The sequence below is a fragment of the Streptomyces hawaiiensis genome, from assembly GCF_004803895.1.
Classification (GTDB): Bacteria; Actinomycetota; Actinomycetes; order Streptomycetales; family Streptomycetaceae; genus Streptomyces; species Streptomyces hawaiiensis.
The window spans coordinates 5,366,455-5,382,260 of record NZ_CP021978.1; the positions used below are offsets into that span (position 1 = coordinate 5,366,455).

16 protein-coding genes and 1 pseudogene are annotated in these 15,806 nt (G+C 72.1%); 6 read left to right on the top strand and 11 right to left on the bottom strand.

Annotated elements, in window-relative coordinates:
* Positions 1 to 88: 88 nt before the first annotated feature.
* Complete coding sequence (locus CEB94_RS24880) at positions 89 to 1,726, top strand: cell division protein PerM (RefSeq protein ID WP_246111906.1); 1,638 nt, start codon at positions 89 to 91, stop codon at positions 1,724 to 1,726.
* Between the two features lie 639 nt (positions 1,727 to 2,365).
* Here the strand turns inward: CEB94_RS24880 and CEB94_RS24885 are convergent.
* Positions 2,366 to 3,172, bottom strand: coding sequence for a hypothetical protein (locus tag CEB94_RS24885; protein WP_175434306.1), 807 nt, complete (start codon positions 3,170 to 3,172; stop codon positions 2,366 to 2,368).
* 305 nt (positions 3,173 to 3,477) lie between these two features.
* Here CEB94_RS24885 and purN point away from each other — a divergent pair, with 305 nt between their 5' ends.
* Both purN and purH read left to right on the top strand, forming a co-directional pair.
* Positions 3,478 to 4,116, top strand: a complete 639-nt coding sequence (purN, locus tag CEB94_RS24890) for a phosphoribosylglycinamide formyltransferase (protein ID WP_175434307.1) — start codon at positions 3,478 to 3,480, stop codon at positions 4,114 to 4,116.
* A complete protein-coding gene (gene purH / locus CEB94_RS24895; RefSeq protein WP_175434308.1) occupies positions 4,113 to 5,675 on the top strand; it encodes a bifunctional phosphoribosylaminoimidazolecarboxamide formyltransferase/IMP cyclohydrolase in 1,563 nt (520 codons plus the stop codon). Before purN ends, purH begins: the two co-directional genes overlap by 4 nt.
* Positions 5,676 to 5,714: 39 nt before the next feature.
* Here the strand turns inward: purH and CEB94_RS24900 are convergent, their stop codons facing one another.
* From CEB94_RS24900 to CEB94_RS24915, 4 genes are all read right to left on the bottom strand, one after another.
* Complete coding sequence (locus CEB94_RS24900) at positions 5,715 to 7,478, bottom strand: serine/threonine-protein kinase (protein ID WP_175434309.1); 1,764 nt, start codon at positions 7,476 to 7,478, stop codon at positions 5,715 to 5,717.
* Positions 7,479 to 7,681: 203 nt separating this feature from the next.
* The gene (locus tag CEB94_RS24905; RefSeq protein WP_175434310.1) at positions 7,682 to 8,068 is read right to left on the bottom strand and encodes a hypothetical protein; all 387 of its coding nucleotides are present in this window, start codon (positions 8,066 to 8,068) and stop codon (positions 7,682 to 7,684) included.
* Between the two features lie 30 nt (positions 8,069 to 8,098).
* Entirely contained in the window at positions 8,099 to 8,533 is a 435-nt protein-coding gene (locus CEB94_RS24910; RefSeq protein WP_175434311.1) for a peptidoglycan-binding domain-containing protein, read from the bottom strand.
* A gap of 40 nt (positions 8,534 to 8,573) precedes the next feature.
* Positions 8,574 to 9,032: a peptidoglycan-binding domain-containing protein gene (locus CEB94_RS24915; protein WP_175434312.1), complete on the bottom strand. Its 459-nt coding sequence runs from the start codon at positions 9,030 to 9,032 to the stop codon at positions 8,574 to 8,576.
* 172 nt (positions 9,033 to 9,204) lie between these two features.
* Here CEB94_RS24915 and CEB94_RS24920 point away from each other — a divergent pair, with 172 nt between their 5' ends.
* Positions 9,205 to 9,558, top strand: coding sequence for a hypothetical protein (locus tag CEB94_RS24920; protein ID WP_175434313.1), 354 nt, complete (start codon positions 9,205 to 9,207; stop codon positions 9,556 to 9,558).
* Between the two features lie 462 nt (positions 9,559 to 10,020).
* On the opposite strand, the gene CEB94_RS24925 is transcribed toward CEB94_RS24920, so the two are convergent.
* From CEB94_RS24925 to CEB94_RS24940, 6 genes and pseudogenes are all read right to left on the bottom strand, one after another.
* Positions 10,021 to 10,632 carry an ALF repeat-containing protein gene (locus CEB94_RS24925; RefSeq protein WP_175434314.1) on the bottom strand — a complete coding sequence of 204 codons (612 nt, stop codon included), beginning with the start codon at positions 10,630 to 10,632 and terminating at the stop codon, positions 10,021 to 10,023.
* A gap of 110 nt (positions 10,633 to 10,742) precedes the next feature.
* On the bottom strand, positions 10,743 to 10,865 hold the full coding sequence (locus tag CEB94_RS41740) for a hypothetical protein (protein ID WP_281292519.1): 123 nt from the start codon (positions 10,863 to 10,865) through the stop codon (positions 10,743 to 10,745).
* Positions 10,862 to 12,211: a serine/threonine-protein kinase gene (locus CEB94_RS24930; RefSeq protein ID WP_175434315.1), complete on the bottom strand. Its 1,350-nt coding sequence runs from the start codon at positions 12,209 to 12,211 to the stop codon at positions 10,862 to 10,864. Before CEB94_RS24930 ends, CEB94_RS41740 begins: the two co-directional genes overlap by 4 nt.
* On the bottom strand, positions 12,208 to 12,948 hold the full coding sequence (locus tag CEB94_RS24935) for an FHA domain-containing protein (RefSeq protein WP_175434316.1): 741 nt from the start codon (positions 12,946 to 12,948) through the stop codon (positions 12,208 to 12,210). Before CEB94_RS24935 ends, CEB94_RS24930 begins: the two co-directional genes overlap by 4 nt.
* 133 nt (positions 12,949 to 13,081) lie before the next feature.
* A pseudogene (locus CEB94_RS41055) lies at positions 13,082 to 13,254 on the bottom strand (protein kinase); the annotation flags it as partial.
* A gap of 108 nt (positions 13,255 to 13,362) precedes the next feature.
* Positions 13,363 to 13,944, bottom strand: a complete 582-nt coding sequence (locus tag CEB94_RS24940; protein WP_175434317.1) for a hypothetical protein — start codon at positions 13,942 to 13,944, stop codon at positions 13,363 to 13,365.
* Positions 13,945 to 14,219: 275 nt separating this feature from the next.
* Between CEB94_RS24940 and CEB94_RS24945 the strand changes: the two genes are divergently transcribed.
* Positions 14,220 to 15,074, top strand: a complete 855-nt coding sequence (locus tag CEB94_RS24945) for a bifunctional methylenetetrahydrofolate dehydrogenase/methenyltetrahydrofolate cyclohydrolase (protein WP_097219458.1) — start codon at positions 14,220 to 14,222, stop codon at positions 15,072 to 15,074.
* 127 nt (positions 15,075 to 15,201) lie between these two features.
* Positions 15,202 to 15,627 (top strand): DUF3017 domain-containing protein, encoded by a 426-nt coding sequence (locus CEB94_RS24950; RefSeq protein WP_342790433.1) that lies wholly within the window; start codon positions 15,202 to 15,204, stop codon positions 15,625 to 15,627.
* Positions 15,628 to 15,806 lie beyond the last annotated feature (179 nt).

The following is a 15,806-nucleotide window of genomic DNA, read 5'->3' on the forward strand; positions in this document are numbered from 1 at the left end:
CCTCCGTCCGGAAAAGTACATAAACGTATATTGAGCGACACAGCGATGGTTCGCCTGTTACGACGGGAAAGCGCGTGTCGTTGGGAGCATGGCGGTCGTGATCGAGATGACCGCTCGCCGACGTTCGCCATCGCCCCTGTCCGCCCGGATGCGCGACCGTTCGCCCGGACTGGTCGGCGGCCTCATGGGTGGTGCGCTCGCGGCGGGCCTCGGGCTCGCGTCGTTCGCCGTGCTCGTGATGCTGCTGTGGATCAGCTCGCCCTACCCGGACAGCGGGCCCGGTGGCGCCCTGCACGTGGCGGCGGCGCTGTGGCTGCTGGCGCACGGCGCCGAGCTGGTCCGCACCGACACGCTCTCCGGCGTCCCCGCCCCGCTCGGCCTCCCGCCCCTGCTACTGCTCACGCTGCCGGTGTGGCTGCTGCACCGGGCGGCGCGGGACGCCACGGACGGCGGGGGAGGAGACGCGGACGACGGCTTCGAGGACGACTTCGAGGCGGTCGCGAGTCCGCCCCTGGTCTCCCCTCGCATCGCGTGGACCGGAGTCGTCCTCGGCTACCTCGCCGTCGCCGCGCCCGCCGCCCTGTACGCCGCCGGCGGTGTGCTGCGGCCGTCGTGGGTGTGGACGGCGGGGTGGGTCCCGCTGGTCGCCGTCGTGGCGGCGGCGGCGGGCGTGTGGTCGGCGTACGGCCGTCCCGGCCGGCCGCTGCGGCGGCTGCTGGGCGTGCTGCCGGGGGCGGTCCGTCCGCTGGTGCTGGGCCCGGACGGGCGCCCAGGTGTCGCGGCCCGGGCCGCGGCCGCCGGGGTGGTGGTGCTCCTCGGGGGCGGTGCGCTGCTGGTGACGGTGTCGCTCCTGGGCCATGGCGCGGCGACCCAGGCGTCGTTGCTCCGGCTGACCGAGGGCTGGTCGGGGCGGTTCGCCGTACTCCTGCTGTGTGTGGCCCTGGTCCCGAACGCGGCGGTGTGGGGCGCCGCCTACGCCCTCGGCCCGGGCTTCGCCCTCGGCGCCGGCCACGCGGTCGGCCCGCTCTCCTCGGCCCCGGCTCCGTTCCTGCCCCCGTTCCCCCTGCTGGCGGCGGTGCCGGAGGTGGGGGAGGGGGCGCCGGTGCACTGGGCGGCCGGGGCGGTGCCCGTGGTCGCCGCGGTGGTCATGGGCTGGACGGTGGCCAAGGGCGCGGCAGCCGCGGAGCGCGGCGGGACGCGCCCGGGCAGCACGCGGGCCGAGGTCTGGACAGCCGGCCGCACCGCCCGTGCCGCCGCACTGGCCGCGGTGCTGTGCGCGGCCGTGCTCGCGGGACTGGCCGCACTGTCCGGCGGCCCCATCGGTTCTGCCGTGCTGTCCCGCTTCGGCCCGGTGTGGTGGCAGGTCGCCGTCGCGACGCTGGCCTGGCTGGGGCTGCTGGCGATCCCGACGGCGGTGGGAGTACGGGCTTGGCGGTGCCGCTCGCCCCGGGCGGAGGAGCCGAAGATCGGCACACAGCGGGAGGACACCGTCGAGGGCGCCCACGGGGCCGCGCGGCCGCGCAAGGGGGCCCGGCTCGGCCGCGGCTGGTTCACGCGCACCGGTGTCGCCGGAATCGCGGGGGTGGCCGGGGGCACCGGGGCCGTTGACGGCACCCGGGGCGATGGACGAGCCAGGGGCGACCGGGGCGCCGAAGCCACCGGGGGCAGTCGGGGTGCTGGACGGGCCGAAGGCGACAAGGATGCCGGAGGCTTCTGGAGCGCCTGAGGTGTCGAGGGCGCTCGGGGTGCCGGAGGGGCTGGGGGTGATGGACGAGCCAGGAGTGACCGGGGCGCCGAAGCCACCGGGGGCAGTCGGGGTGCTGGACGGGCCGAAGGCGACAAGGATGCCGGAGGCTTCTGGAGCGCCTGAGGTGTCGAGGGCGCTCGGGGTGCCGGACGGGTTGGGGGTGATGGACGAGCCAGGAGTGACCGGGGCGCCGAAGCCACCGGGGGCAGTCGGGGTGCTGGACGGGCCGAAGGCGACGAGGATGCCGGAGGTTTCTGGGGCGCCTGAGGTGTCGAGGGCAGTCGGGGTGCTGGACGGGCCGTGGGCGAGGTGGACGCCGGAGGTTTCTGGGGCGGGGAGATCTGGGCGCCGCTTGGGATGCCGGAGGCGTCGTACGCCCGGGGCGCGACACCTCGGCGGCGGACGGCACCCCGGCGGCTCACACCTCCGGCCCCAGGCCGGACACGTCCCACGCCTCCTACACGCCCTTCGAGCACGACGCCCTGTACGGCTCGCGCGACCAGGACCGCGGCACGGACTTCGAGCCCTACGACTTCCTGCCGTCAGACCCGGCCCCGGAACCGTATGAAGCTCCGGCCCCGCCCGGCCGGCCCGCCCCGCCGGAAAGCCCCTGAAGCGTCAGCCGTCCGTCTCCAGAAACCCCCGCAGCTCCTCCGGCAGAAGCTCGGAGCAGGACTGCTTCGCCTGGTTCGTCAGGGCGTCGTTGGTGCAGGTGTAGTAGTCGCGGTAGACCAGCTGCGCCGTGAAGGACGCGGCGACCAGGGCGATCGCCAGGGACGCCGTGACCAGGCCGCTCACCGCCGCCGTCGTCTGAGGGCGGCTGCCCTGCTGCTCCGGGGCCGGGGTGTCCGGGTCGGCGGCCCTGCGGGGCTTGGCGCGCAGGGAGCTGATGGCCCAGTAGAGGGCGAGCGCGCCGAGCAGCAGGGCCACGTACGGCCAGCTGAAGAGGGCGAAGAAGAAGGCCCACATGCCCGACAGCAGGGCGTAGCGCGCCCGGCGCTGCGAGGGATCCGTCGGGTCCCAGCGCACGTTCGGGCCGCCGCCCTGGGGGCCGCCACCCTGGCCTTCGGGCCCGCCGCGGGGGCGTTCCCCGAAGCCGCCCGGAGAGCGGCCGGGCTGCTGGTCGCTCCACTGGCTGCCCCAGGGCGAGCGGGCGCGCCCGCCACCGTCCTGGGAGTCGGGGGAGTCCTGGGAGTCGTCACCCGACGGGCGCCGCGGCTGCCAGGGCCGGTCCGGCGTGCCCTCGGGCGGCGGGGCGAAGGGGTTGTCCTCCTGGGGCCCGCGCGCCGGCTCCTGGCCGCCGTCGCCTCCCGAAGGGGCGTCGGGCGGTGAGCTGGGGCGCTCCCGCAGCAGCACGGCGCCGCGCTCCCCTCCCTGCGTCGACAGCTGGGGGAACGTGAGGAGTCGCAGGCTGCGGTCCGGCATCAAGTGAGCGTCTTCCCGTTGGTGAGGAGGAATGGGTGGACAGAACGGAACGGCGTCGGACCCGGGTCCGTCACCTCCTGAACGCACCACGTCCGGACGTCGTTCCCGAACCGGCTCCGTCCAGACGCTACCTTCCGGCCCAGCCCCCGTCCCGTGGGGGCCGCCCGATGTGCCGGTATCGTTGCTGACGGTCGGCCGGTTCGTAGGCTTCCCCGTATCCGGGGACGCAAAGCATTCGTATGAATGTACAAACCGTCAAGCGCCGGCCGCCTTGGACAGACGCTTCCCCGAGAAAGGCCCCCACCGTGGCCGCCAAGCCCGTGGCCCCGCGCGCCAAGCGCCTCGTCGTGCTCGTCTCCGGATCCGGCACCAACCTCCAGGCGCTGCTCGACGAGATCGCCACCGTCGGCGCGCGGGAGTACGGGGCCGAGATCGTGGCCGTCGGCGCGGACCGCGAGGGCATCGAGGGGCTGGCGCGTGCCGAGCGGGCCGGGCTGCCGACCTTCGTGTGCAAGGTCAAGGACCACGGCAGCCGCGAGGAGTGGGACGCCGCCCTCGCCGAGGCCGTCGCGGCCTTCGAGCCCGACCTCGTCGTCTCCGCCGGCTTCATGAAGATCGTCGGCAAGGAGTTCCTCGCGCGGTTCGGCGGGCGGTTCGTCAACACGCACCCCGCCCTGCTGCCCAGTTTTCCCGGAGCCCACGGCGTGCGGGACGCGCTCGCGTACGGCGCCAAGGTCACCGGCTGCACCGTCCACTTCGTCGACGACGGCGTCGACACCGGGCCGATCATCGCGCAGGGCGTGGTGGAGATCCGGGACGAGGACGACGAAGGCGCTCTGCACGAGCGCATCAAGGAAGTCGAGCGAAGGCTGCTCGTCGAGGTCGTGGGGCGCCTCGCCCGCAACGGCCATCGCATTGAGGGACGAAAGGTAGTTATCCAGTGACCGCCGAGAGCAACAAGCGGCCCCTTCGCCGGGCGCTCGTCAGCGTCTACGACAAGACCGGGCTCGAGGACCTCGCGCGCGGGCTCCACGAGGCCGGGGTCGAGCTCGTCTCCACCGGCTCCACCGCCGCGAAGATCGCCGCTGCCGGCGTCCCCGTCACCAAGGTCGAGGAGCTCACCGGCTTCCCCGAGTGCCTGGACGGCCGCGTCAAGACCCTGCACCCCCGGGTCCACGCCGGCATCCTCGCCGACCTGCGCCTGGAGGACCACCAGCGGCAGCTCGGCGAGCTCGGTGTCGAGCCGTTCGACCTCGTCGTCGTCAACCTCTACCCGTTCCGCGAGACCGTCGCCTCCGGTGCCTCGCCCGACGAGTGCGTCGAGCAGATCGACATCGGCGGGCCGTCGATGGTCCGGGCCGCCGCCAAGAACCACCCCTCGGTCGCGGTCGTCACCAGCCCCGCCCGGTACGCCGACGTCCTGTCCGCCGTGCAGAACGGCGGCTTCGACCTCGCCACCCGCAAGCGGCTCGCCGCCGAGGCCTTCCAGCACACGGCTGCCTACGACGTCGCCGTCGCCTCCTGGTTCGCCTCCTCCTACGCGCCCGTCGACGAGTCGCGGTTCCCCGACTTCCTCGGCGCCACCTGGGAGCGCGAGCACACCCTGCGCTATGGCGAGAACCCGCACCAGCCCGCCGCGCTCTACGTCTCCGGCACGGGCGGCCTCGCCCAGGCCGAGCAGCTGCACGGCAAGGAGATGTCGTACAACAACTACACGGACACGGACGCCGCCCGCCGCGCCGCGTACGACCACGCCGAGCCCTGCGTCGCGATCATCAAGCACGCCAACCCCTGCGGCATCGCCGTCGGCGCGGACGTCGCCGAGGCCCACCGCAAGGCGCACGCCTGCGACCCGCTGTCGGCGTTCGGCGGTGTGATCGCCGTCAACCGCCCGGTCAGCAAGGAGATGGCGGAGCAGGTCGCGGAGATCTTCACCGAGGTCATCGTCGCGCCCGGCTACGAGGACGGGGCCCTGGAGGCCCTCACCAAGAAGAAGAACATCCGCGTGCTGCGGTGCCCCGACGGCCCGGCCGCCCCCGTCGAGGTCAAGCCGATCGACGGCGGCGCGCTGCTCCAGGTCACCGACCGCCTCCAGGCCGACGGCGACGACCCCGCCAACTGGACCCTGGCGACCGGCGACGCGCTGAGCGCCGACGAGCTGGCCGAGCTCGCCTTCGCCTGGAAGGCCTGCCGCGCGGTGAAGTCCAACGCGATCCTGCTCGCCAAGGACGGCGCCTCGGTCGGCGTCGGCATGGGGCAGGTCAACCGGGTGGACTCCGCGAAGCTGGCCGTCGAGCGGGCGGGTGCCGAGCGCGCCGCGGGCGCGTACGCCGCGTCCGACGCGTTCTTCCCCTTCCCGGACGGCCTGGAGATCCTCACCGAGGCCGGAGTGAAGGCCGTGGTCCAGCCCGGCGGTTCCGTCCGCGACGAGCTGGTCGTCGAGGCCGCGCAGAAGGCCGGCGTCACGATGTACTTCACGGGGACGCGGCACTTCTTCCACTGACGGACACCTGACCCGGGCGGCGCCGCGCCGGATCGGCACCTACGTCGAACTGCGCAGCGCCGCCCAGGTGTCGGGTCCCACCTCGCCGTCCGCGGAGAGGCCCTTGGCCCTCTGGAACTTCTTGACGGCGGCCTGCGTGGCGCCGCCGAACTGTCCGTCCACTCCCGCGTCGCCGACCTTGAAGCCGCGCTGGGTGAGCATGCACTGCACCTGGACCACGCGCTGCCCCTTGTCGCCGCGGGCGGTGAGCTCGGTGCCGGAGTAGTACGTGCACCGCGAGTTCCAGACAGGGCCGGCGGGCGTGGTGGCCGTCTTGGTGGGTGAGGCGGTCGGGGAGACGCCCCCGTCAACGTCTCTGCCGCCGCCCTCGCCGTTCTCCGGGGTTGCGGTGGGAGTGGCTTCGTCTCCGGTTGTCCTCGGGTCGGGTGACGTCTCGTCCGCTCCCGTCCCCGAGGCGGCTGCCTTCTCCTGCCCGCCCTCCTCCTTCGCCTTCTCCTTGTCTTTGGCGCCGGTGGGTGAGGCGGAGGAACCGGGGACCGGGGAGGTCCGAGCGCCGTCGCGGGCGGTGCCGCCGGCCGCTGTCGGCGCGGCCGAGGCGGTTCCGCCGACGGACGGACGGGTCAGGAAGAAGGTTCCTGCAACGACAGCGCACACGGCGAGACCGGCGGCAAGGGCGAGATGCACCTTCCGCTTCCCGCGCCCGGCGCCGCTCTCGCGGGCGGGACCCTGCGCGGGGCCGGTGGCAGGGACGGCCGAGCCCTGCGCCGGCGTACGTAACCGGCCGGTCTCGTGAACGGCCTCCTGCGCGACCGAACGTTCCAGTACGTCGCAGGCCTGCCGCCGGGCGAGCAGCCGGCCGGCCAGCGGCTCGTGCCAGGAGGGGCAGGGGTGACCCCCGACGGCCGCGGCGGCTTCGGCGGCCTCGGTCAGCTGCCGTGGGGTGGGGCGGCCGGCGGGATCCTTGGAGAGGCAGGCGGACAGCAGCGCGGCCAGTTCGGCGTCCCGGGCCTCGAGTCCGGCCATGACGCCGGGTTTGGGATCCTCGAACGCGACGCGGTGCATCACGTCGACACCCGTCCCGTCACCGAAGGGAGCGTGCCCGGTGGCGGCGTAGATCAGGCTCCCCGCGAGGGAGAAGACATCGGAGGCGGTGTCGCAGCGGCCCTCGCGCAGATGCTCGGGCGCCATGAAGGCGGGCGTGCCGACCCGGCTCCCCGACGAGGTGATCGCGCTGCTGTCGGTGGCCTGCGCGATGCCGAAGTCGATGACGTGCGCGCCCTGCTGGGAAAGGACCACGTTGGACGGCTTGAGGTCCCGGTGGACGATACCGGCGTCGGCCAGTGCCGACAGGGCTTGCCCCAGATCGGAGACCAGCCGCCACACCCCGGCGACTTCCAGCGGGCCGCACTCGCGGACGGCGTCGGCGAGGTTGAGGCCGGGCAGATACTGCGTCGCCATCCACAGCAAGGAGTCGTCGAATCCGGTGCCGAGCAACTGCGGCGCCCGCGCGGTACTCACTCGGCCGTGCAGCGATGCCTCCCGCTCGAAACGCCGCCGGAACCGGGGGTCGTCGGCGTACTCGGGGCGGATCACCTTGACGGCGGCGAGCCCGGGGGTGTCGTCGGCGGGGCGGGCGAGGTAGACGCGGCCCATGCCGCCGGTGCCGAGGAGGCCGACGGGTAGGTAGGGGCCGATCTGTCCCGGGTCCCTGGACCGTAACGGACTCGCGCCGGCCTGCTGCAGGGCGGCGGCGTCGCTGGACGCCGGAGTGTACGACGGCAGGGGCTGCCCCTGGTCTGTCATCGATCCCCCGAGTGCGGTGTCCTGCCAACGCGCTCCTGCGTCAAGCCAGTTGGTCCGAGGCTATCGGTTCGGGTGGGGGAGCGGTCCGGATGCGCCGGAAGAGGGTGGCTGCGGCGCCCGTGACGGACGCCGCAGCCGGTTGGTCGCGCGCCTCCCCCGGTGACGCGCGAGAACACGGCTGCCCGTGCCGTGGAGGTGGTGCGTCAGACCTTCTGAATCGCGATCTTGACGGCGGAAGGGCTCCAGTGGGTGCTGTCGCCGGGCATCTTGTCGAAGGTGTCCTTGTTGCCCTGGGGGCACGCCTGGGGCGAGTAGTCCGTGTCCTTCTTGCCGCCTGAGCCATACCAGGTGATGACGATTTGGACGCAGTCGCCATCGTCATCGTCGTCCTTTACCCAGCCCTTGGCGTGGGTGGAGCTTCCGGAGCCGGTGAAGTCGCCCTTGCTGGACCCCCAGCTCACGGAGCACGTCCACGACTTGGTGGTCGCGTCGCAACCTGTGGCTGCCGATGCGGTCGGAGCCGTCGCTGTCAGCGTTCCGGCGGCGATCAGGCCGCCCACGGCCGCGTATACGGTGCGTCGGAAGATCATGGGTACCTCTCGGTGTAGACCGATGGTGTGCTACGGGAGGGTGGCGCAGTGGCCGGAGGTGCTGCGCCACTTGAGCTTGTCGCGGGTCTTCGGGCCATAGACGCCGTCGTCCTTGAGGCCCAGACGGGACTGAACGATCTCCAGCTCTTCCTCGGTGATCGGTCCGAAGTGGCCGTCGACCTCCACCTTGGTCCGCTTGTGGCAATGGCGCAGCGCGTTCTGGATCGCGGTCACGTGAGAGCCGGAGGCCCCTTCCGCCGTGATGCAGTTGTCGGTGCTGCCGCGGGCGGGGATGTTGGCCAGCTCATGGCCGTTCCCGCCGCCGATGAAACGGCCGAGCGTCTTGTTGCACCAGGAGGTGGCGGCGTTGGCCTGGGTGGCGGTACCGGCCACCCCGAGTCCGGCCAGCAGCATCGCGCCGACTGCGACGCCCGCCTTGGCGCGCAGCACGCGGGACTCCTTCATGGGTTCCTCGTTTCTGGGCTGTTCGATTCTCGGGCGGGTGTCAGATCCGGGCGCAGCGCGTGGCGCTGTTGCTGGTGAACTCCCACTCCAGGTGGGTGCGGCTGTCCTTGCCGTAGATGCCGTCGCCCTTGATGCCCTCGTCGCGCTGGGCGGCTGCGAGGGCGTTCTTGGTGTTGGTGCCGAAGATCCCGTCAACCTTCAGGTTGAAGCCCAGGTCATCGCTGTAGCAGACGTTCAGCGAGCGCTGGAGCATGGCGACGGAGGCGCTTTGCGCTCCGCTGCCCATCGTGCAGTCCATGTTGGCCTTGTAGCCGGGCAGGTACGCCGTGTAGGTGCTGTCGCCGACGAGCTTCCTGTACGCCGATGCGTAGCCGTCGTTGCAGTAGCCCGCGTAGGCGGCGGCCGGTGCCGCTGTGACAATGCCCAGACCGAGACCGGACAGCAGCGTCAGGCCGGCGACGCTCCCCGCCGTCGTGCGGGATCCGCGGAAGTGCTTCATGTCTTCCCCCGTTTTCCTTCCTTGCCGTGGTGGCGTGGCCATGGTGGGCAAGGTCGGCGGCCGGCGGTACCTGCAAAGTTGTAGGTACGGCGGGGGACGGGTGTCCCTCAGGCTGCGGACGGGGCTTGTAGTTGCCCATGCCCCGCTCGTCGAGAGGAAACGGGGACGACCCATGACACTGAGCCGAGTCAAGTACGGGGCGGCCATGGCTGTCGCGGCGATGAGCGTGACGATGCTCGCTGCGGCGCCCGCCACCGCCGATGACAGCGATAGCTGGAAGCGGAACTGCTCCGACGACACCACGTACAAGGCCAAGGTCACCGATCACGTGGCCACCACCACCAAGGAGTCCGACGGGGATTGCGCGGGCCACGCGTGGGTGCGGATCAAGGTGCAGGGCAAGTGGGGCAAGTGGGGCGACAGCAATTCGACCGCGACGAAGCGCAGCCCGATCTACAAGATTGAGGAGTCGGAGCACAAGGACTGCAACTGCAGCTCCGCCAACGTCGTGACTCTCGAGCCGTAACGTCCGTCCGGGGCCTGCGGCGCGGGCGCTTCCCCCGGCGGGAAGCGCCCGTTCTCTCAGAGCGGCTGGACGGGTCCGCGGAACGGTTCGCATCACGCGGTCTCGTCCGTGACTCCAAGGCTCCAGAGGGCAACTGCTCGCCGACCTGGGGGATGCGGTCGTGCGTCCGGACGACGACCCAGATCTCGCCCTTCTGCTCCGGGTACGTCCGGATGCCGCAGCGGACCCGCATCGGCCCGCCTTCCTCCTCGGGGTTGAGGTGGCCCCGGCAGATCCCGATCGCCGTGCGGCCATGTCTTCTCAGCCGGCGTTGACGCCGCGCCCGTGGGAACGCGACCAGCATCGAGACGGCAGCGCCGATCGCGCAGAACAGCGCCCAGTAGCGCACGGCATCCCCCCGTTCGGCACCTGCTCTTGCTTCACCCTTAGCAAGACCCGGCGGCTACAGGAAGGGACGACGGCTCAGCCGTCCACCTCGTACCGGCCGACCTCCAGGAAGTACCTCAACTCCTCCGGCGTACCGTCGATGACGTCCGCCGCCGCCGCGCGCAGTGCGTCGCTGATGGCCGGGTCGGCGAGGATGCGGGCGACGGCGACGCGGTCGTCCTCGGCCTGGGCCAGGCGGTAGCCGGTTTCGAGGAAGGCGCGCAGGGCTTCCGGGGTGCCGGCGTCGAGGGCCTCGTTGGCCTCCCTGATGACCGCCTTGTCGCCGTTCTTCGTGGCGAGGAAGAGGATGCGGGCGACGGCGACGCGGTCGTCCTCGGCCTGGGCGATCCAGCGGCCCGTCTCCAGGAAGTACCGCTGGTCCTCGATGGTGCCGTCCAGAGCCGCCTGCGCGGCGGCGTGGACGGCCTTGCCGGTGTCGGGGTCGGCGATGATGCGTGCGATCGCGACCCGGACGTCGTCGTCGGACATCTCGTCCACCGGCGTGGTGGCGCCCGCCGTGTCGGACGGCGCCGTCACGGTGGCGGCCGTGCCGACGGCCGTGCCGGCGGCGAAGGCCGGGGTGGTGAGGAGGAGGGCCGGCGCCAGGGCGGTGGCCGCTATGGTCAGGGCGGCACGGGTGAGTCTCACGAAGGGACCTTCCTTACGAACGTCGGGAACAGTTGGGAACAGTCGGGAACAGTCGGGAACAGGACTGCACGCGGAACCGGCGGATGACGCACAGCCCCCGAGTCCTGGCCTCATCCGCCGGTGCGGACATCTTCGCTTTGATCGTGCACGAGTTCATTGCCCGAAGCATGCAGTTTTCCGGGCGTGTCGTTGCCGCTCGGGTTCTCGTCGGGCGGGACCCAGCGGTGCGTCACACCTCCCCGTCCTTGCGCAGCGCCTCCCACGTGCTCGGACCCACGATTCCGTCTGCGTCCAGCTTCGCCCGCTTCTGGAACGTGACGATCGCCCCGTGTGTCATCGGGCCGAAGTCGCCGTCCACCTCGCCGACCTCGGTGATGCCGTGCAGATGCCGGAGCAGGCACTGGGCCTCACGGACCTGGCTGCCGCCGTCACCCTGCTTGATGGTGAAGTCCCAGGTGCTGTTCCAGCCCGCTGTGTAGCCGCGGCCGTAGGTCTCGTCCTCGTACACCGCCGGCTTCTCGCAGCTGGGCGGCGCCGCGGCGGCGGGGGGCTCGTCGCGCAGTGCGTACGTCACCGCCGTCGCGCCCAGCAGGGCCGTCGCCACGAGTGCCGCGGCCAGCACCGGACGCCGCCACCGCCGGGGCCGCAGCCTCGGCAGACGGGCGGAGCGGGAGGCCCCGGCCGCGTCTTCCACCCGGCGCAGGAGCGCACCGCTGTCAGGGACCCGGGCGGCGCGTTCCGTATGAGTGGGGGCCAGGCAGTCCCGGACGATCTCCCGCCAGGCCTCGGGGAGTTCGGGGGACAGGCGTAACTCCTCGGCACCCCGGGCGTAGCGCGTCGCGGCGTCGGTTCGTGCCTCCGTGCTTCCGCCCGGCAGCGGGAAGGAGCCCGTGAGGGCGACATGGGCGAGGACGCCGAAGGCCCAGACGTCGGCGGAGGGGCGGATGCGGGTGCCCCGCTCGTCGATCTCGGGCCACAGCAGCTCCGGCGCGGTGTAGTCGGGCGTGGCGAACGCGGGCGTGTAGGCGTGGGTGCCCTCCAGCTCGGCGGCCATGTTGAAGTCGGCCAGTCGTACCGAACCGTCCTTCAGCAGCAGCACGTTGGCGGGTTTCAGGTCGCCGTGCACCCAGCCCGCGTGGTGCAACTGGTGCAGGCCCTCGCAGATCTGGGCCAGCAGGGCGGGGCCCGACTCCGGCGTCGGCTCGTGTTCCAGTACGACGTCCAGGGAGCCCTCGGCCTGCTCCAGCACGAGCACGGTGGCGCCGTCCAGCTCCGGGTGCCCCGGATCGTCGACCGTCAGGGTGTCGTACATGCGGATCAGCCGGGGTGCGCGCAGGCGGCCCAGCAAGTCCACCTCCCGCTCGGCGAGTTCGCGCATGTGCCGCAGCTGGCGAGGTGTGCGGGTGCCGGTGGGCAGGAACTTCAGGGCGGCCCGGCCGGGCGTCTCAGGGTCCCCTTCCCCGACGCGCCGCGCCGCGTACACCGTGGCGAACGCGCCGGAGGCCAGAGCCTCGCGCACCTCCCACGGGCCGACCCGGTAGCCCTTCGGGACGGGGACGGCGTACGACCGGCCGGTCACCGGACCATCTCCCCGGCCGGGGCGGCCAGCACCACCAGGTCGTCCTCGCGGACCAGGTCGAAGCGGAGCGCGAGCGAGACCAGCGACTCCTTCTTGCCGTTGACGCGCAGGCCGGGCGTGGCGGTGTCGGGGCCGGGGCGCAGCCGGAGCTTGAGGGCCAGGTAGTCGATGTTCCAGTAGACGGACGAGCGGCTGACCGTCGGCCAGACGGGGTGCAACCGCTCCACCAACTGCTCCACCGCCGGAAGCGGCGCGTGCGGTTCCCCGCGCAGCCGGGGCTCGCACAGGGCGGCCAGCACCGCGAAATACCGGCTGGTGCGGTCCAGAGCGAACGCCGGTGCCGTGGCGGCGCCGGGGAGCCCCCGGCGGTCGGTGCTGCGGAAGGCGTGGCGTGGCGCCCAGACGTCGAAGGTGAGCAGGTCTCCCGCGGCGGGCAGCACCACCCGCGAGAACTCGAACGGTACCGGGGCTTCCGTACGGCCGGGCGCGATCTTGAGGTGCTCTCCGGCGCCCTCCGGGTTCTCCACCACGTAGGTCTGGTCCTCGCTGAGGTTGCTCAGCAGCCAGAAGGACCGGTGTGCGGTGATCTCCCCGGCGACCCGGGGCACCCCTGCGTGGTCGATGGCGAGTGCGCCGTCCGCCCCGGCCCTGCCGAACGTCAGCCGTTCGCCCGCGGCGATCCTGACCTGCCCCTCCGCGCTGCCGCACATCGGTGGTACGACGATGACGCTGTACATGGAGTAGTCCCCCTCCTCCTGTGACGCCAGGGGGCGCAGCCCCCAGTCCGACGAGGGGCAGGGTATGGGACGTTTTCGAACGAGTACGAAGCATCGCGCCTGATACGGCGCGTCTGTGAAAGCTTTGTGAGAGCACGCCGCACGCCGCGTTCACCGTCCGGTACGACCTGCGGTACGCGGCGGTCGGGACCCGCCGGTCACCCGGCAGGTCCTCGTGCGGGCGCGGGGCGATCCAGCACAGGTAGCGGCCCATCGCCGGGATGGACTCGGGGGCGGGAAGGGCGGTTGAGGGACCGTCTCGCCGGGGTGCCGTCCTCGACCAGGGCGACGCGCCAGGGCCGTGCCCCCCTCGTTCGGGTAAGACACGGCCCTTGGCGGTGATTGGCGTGAACCGGTCCGGTCGACCGGGCCCGTTCAGTAGCGGGGGCGGTTGAACCAGGCCTTGCCATTGGCGTTGCCGACGAAGACGGCCACCAGGATGGCGAGGACGGTGTGCACCAGGCCCACGACGACGAAGGGGTAGATGCCGAGGACGGCCGTGATGATGGCGAAGACCAGGATGGTGATCCGGGCGCCGTTGCCGCCGTTCTTGAACTTCGTCGCCAGGACGGCCGCGAACACCAGCCAGGCCAGGCCGAACACCACGTAGCCCCAGATCACGCCGGTCGAGTCACCGACCAGGTCCTGGAAGGCGGTGTTGTCCTTGAGGGACTCGTCGTCCTTCGCGGCGTTGAGGGCCGCGGCGGCGAAGGCGAAGATGGCCACGCCCACGACCTGCAGACCGACGATGACCCACATCATCACGCGGGCCGCGCTCACCGAGCCGGCCATCGTGGTCGGCGCTGCGGGGCCCCCGTAGGGGGAGACCGGAGGAGCCTGCGGGTAGCCGTAACCGGGCGCCTGCCCCTGGTCCTGCGGGTATCCGTAGCCCGGCTGCTGCTGCGGCTGCTGCCCCTGGGGGGCGCCGTAGGGGTTGTTCGGGTCGCCGTAGCTCATGGGGGACTTTCCTCCGTTGGTCCGAGTGCGGGGACGACGCGTGACATCCGCACGGAGGAAAATCTTCAGTATTGCGACCGTCCCCCCGTTGAGCTGCCCGCGGCACTTGTCGGGTCATCGTTCTTCACCACTGACCGGCTTGTCCAGCCGCATTCCCGATGTGTTGTGCAAGTGCAACATCGCTGATCATGGGCGGATACGGGAGGAGGGACCCCGCGGTGCCCGGATTGCGGCCGGATTGGAACCGTGGCGGGGTCATCCGCGAGGATGGGGTCATGACCGCCCAGATTCTCGATGGCAAGGCCACCGCAGCCGCGATCAAGTCCGATCTGACCGCCCGCGTGGCGGCGCTGAAGGAGAAGGGCGTCACGCCCGGCCTCGGCACGATCCTGGTCGGGGAAGACCCCGGCAGCCAGAAGTACGTCGCCGGCAAGCACCGCGACTGCGCGCAGGTGGGCATCGCCTCCATCCAGCGCGAACTGCCCGCCACGGCGACCCAGGAGGAGATCGAGGCGGCCGTCCGCGAGCTGAACGAGGACCCGGCCTGCACCGGGTACATCGTGCAACTGCCGCTGCCCAAGGGCATCGACGAGAACCGCATCCTCGAGCTGATGGACCCCGACAAGGACGCGGACGGGCTGCACCCGATGAACCTGGGGCGCCTCGTCCTCAACGAGCCCGCCCCGCTGCCCTGCACCCCGAACGGCGTGCTGACGCTGCTCCGCCGCTACGGCGTGGAGATCAAGGGTGCCGAGGTCGTCGTCGTCGGACGCGGGGTGACCATCGGCCGGCCGATGCCGCTGTTGCTCACCCGCCGCAGCGAGAACGCGACCGTGACCCAGTGCCACACAGGCACCCGTGATCTGTCGGCGCACCTCAAGCGCGCGGACATCATCGTGGCCGCCGCCGGCTCCGCCCATCTGATCCGCGCCGAGGACGTGAAACCCGGCGCGGCCGTCCTCGACGTCGGCGTCTCGCGCAGCGCGGAGGGCAAGATCGTGGGCGACGTCCACCCCGACGTCGCCGAGGTCGCCGCCTGGATCTCCCCGAACCCCGGCGGAGTCGGCCCGATGACCCGTGCTCAGCTGCTCGTCAACGTGGTCGAGGCGGCGGAGCGCAGTGTCGGCTGAGCACCGGACCCCGAGCGGGCACGAGACCCTGGGCGGGCCCGAGACGCCTGGCGGGCCCGAGACGCCGGAGGGGCCCGAGACGCCGGGCGGGCACGAGGCGCCCGAGGACCTCACCGTCCGGGACCCCATCAGCGCGCCCGACGCCGAAGGGCGGCCGCGGCGGGTCACCCGGCGCTTCCCGCTGTTCACCCGGGACACCGCGCGACCCGAGGGCGGTGGCCGGGCAGCGCCAGGGGACGCTCCCGCACCCGCGCGGCAGTGGCCCGTGCTCGCCGTGCTGGGGCTGGCCGGGCTCGGGCTGCTGATCACCGCGTTCGGCCAGTTCCGGCTCGGGACGCTGCTGATCGGCGCCGCCCTGCTGGGCGGTGGCGCGATGCGCTGGCTGCTGCCGGACGTCGGCATGCTCGCCGTCCGCTCCCGCTTCACGGACATCGTCACCTACGGCCTGCTGGGCACCGTGATCGTCCTGCTGGCGCTCATGGCCCAGCCGGATCCGTTGCTGCAGATCCCGTTCCTGAAGGACACCCTGCACTTCACGGTCACCAACGAGTGACGAGGACGGCGGCCCGTCCCCTCCCCCGAGGAAGGACGGGCCGCCGTCACGCGCCCCACCCTCCTGCACGGCGAACGGCCTGTTCAACGGCTGTCAGTGCGCTGTGGCACGGAAGTGACGGTTCCGGTACGTCTCGCTTCCGATATCGCACAAAGTGGTGCGCCGCAGGGATTGGCAGG

What these genes read in the sequence shown, in the direction of transcription:
- CEB94_RS24905 (WP_175434310.1), bottom strand. Translation starts at nt 8,068, where the DNA reads ATGATCTTCCGACGCACCGTATACGCGGCCGTGGGCGGCCTGATCGCC.
- CEB94_RS24915 (WP_175434312.1), bottom strand. Translation starts at nt 9,032, where the DNA reads ATGAAGCACTTCCGCGGATCCCGCACGACGGCGGGGAGCGTCGCCGGC.
- CEB94_RS24920 (WP_175434313.1), top strand. Translation starts at nt 9,205, where the DNA reads ATGACACTGAGCCGAGTCAAGTACGGGGCGGCCATGGCTGTCGCGGCG.
- CEB94_RS24900 (WP_175434309.1), bottom strand. Translation starts at nt 7,478, where the DNA reads ATGACAGACCAGGGGCAGCCCCTGCCGTCGTACACTCCGGCGTCCAGC.
- CEB94_RS24910 (WP_175434311.1), bottom strand. Translation starts at nt 8,533, where the DNA reads ATGAAGGAGTCCCGCGTGCTGCGCGCCAAGGCGGGCGTCGCAGTCGGC.
- CEB94_RS24945 (WP_097219458.1), top strand. Translation starts at nt 14,220, where the DNA reads ATGACCGCCCAGATTCTCGATGGCAAGGCCACCGCAGCCGCGATCAAG.
- CEB94_RS24940 (WP_175434317.1), bottom strand. Translation starts at nt 13,944, where the DNA reads ATGAGCTACGGCGACCCGAACAACCCCTACGGCGCCCCCCAGGGGCAG.
- CEB94_RS24885 (WP_175434306.1), bottom strand. Translation starts at nt 3,172, where the DNA reads ATGCCGGACCGCAGCCTGCGACTCCTCACGTTCCCCCAGCTGTCGACG.
- CEB94_RS24880 (WP_246111906.1), top strand. Translation starts at nt 89, where the DNA reads ATGGCGGTCGTGATCGAGATGACCGCTCGCCGACGTTCGCCATCGCCC.
- CEB94_RS24935 (WP_175434316.1), bottom strand. Translation starts at nt 12,948, where the DNA reads ATGTACAGCGTCATCGTCGTACCACCGATGTGCGGCAGCGCGGAGGGG.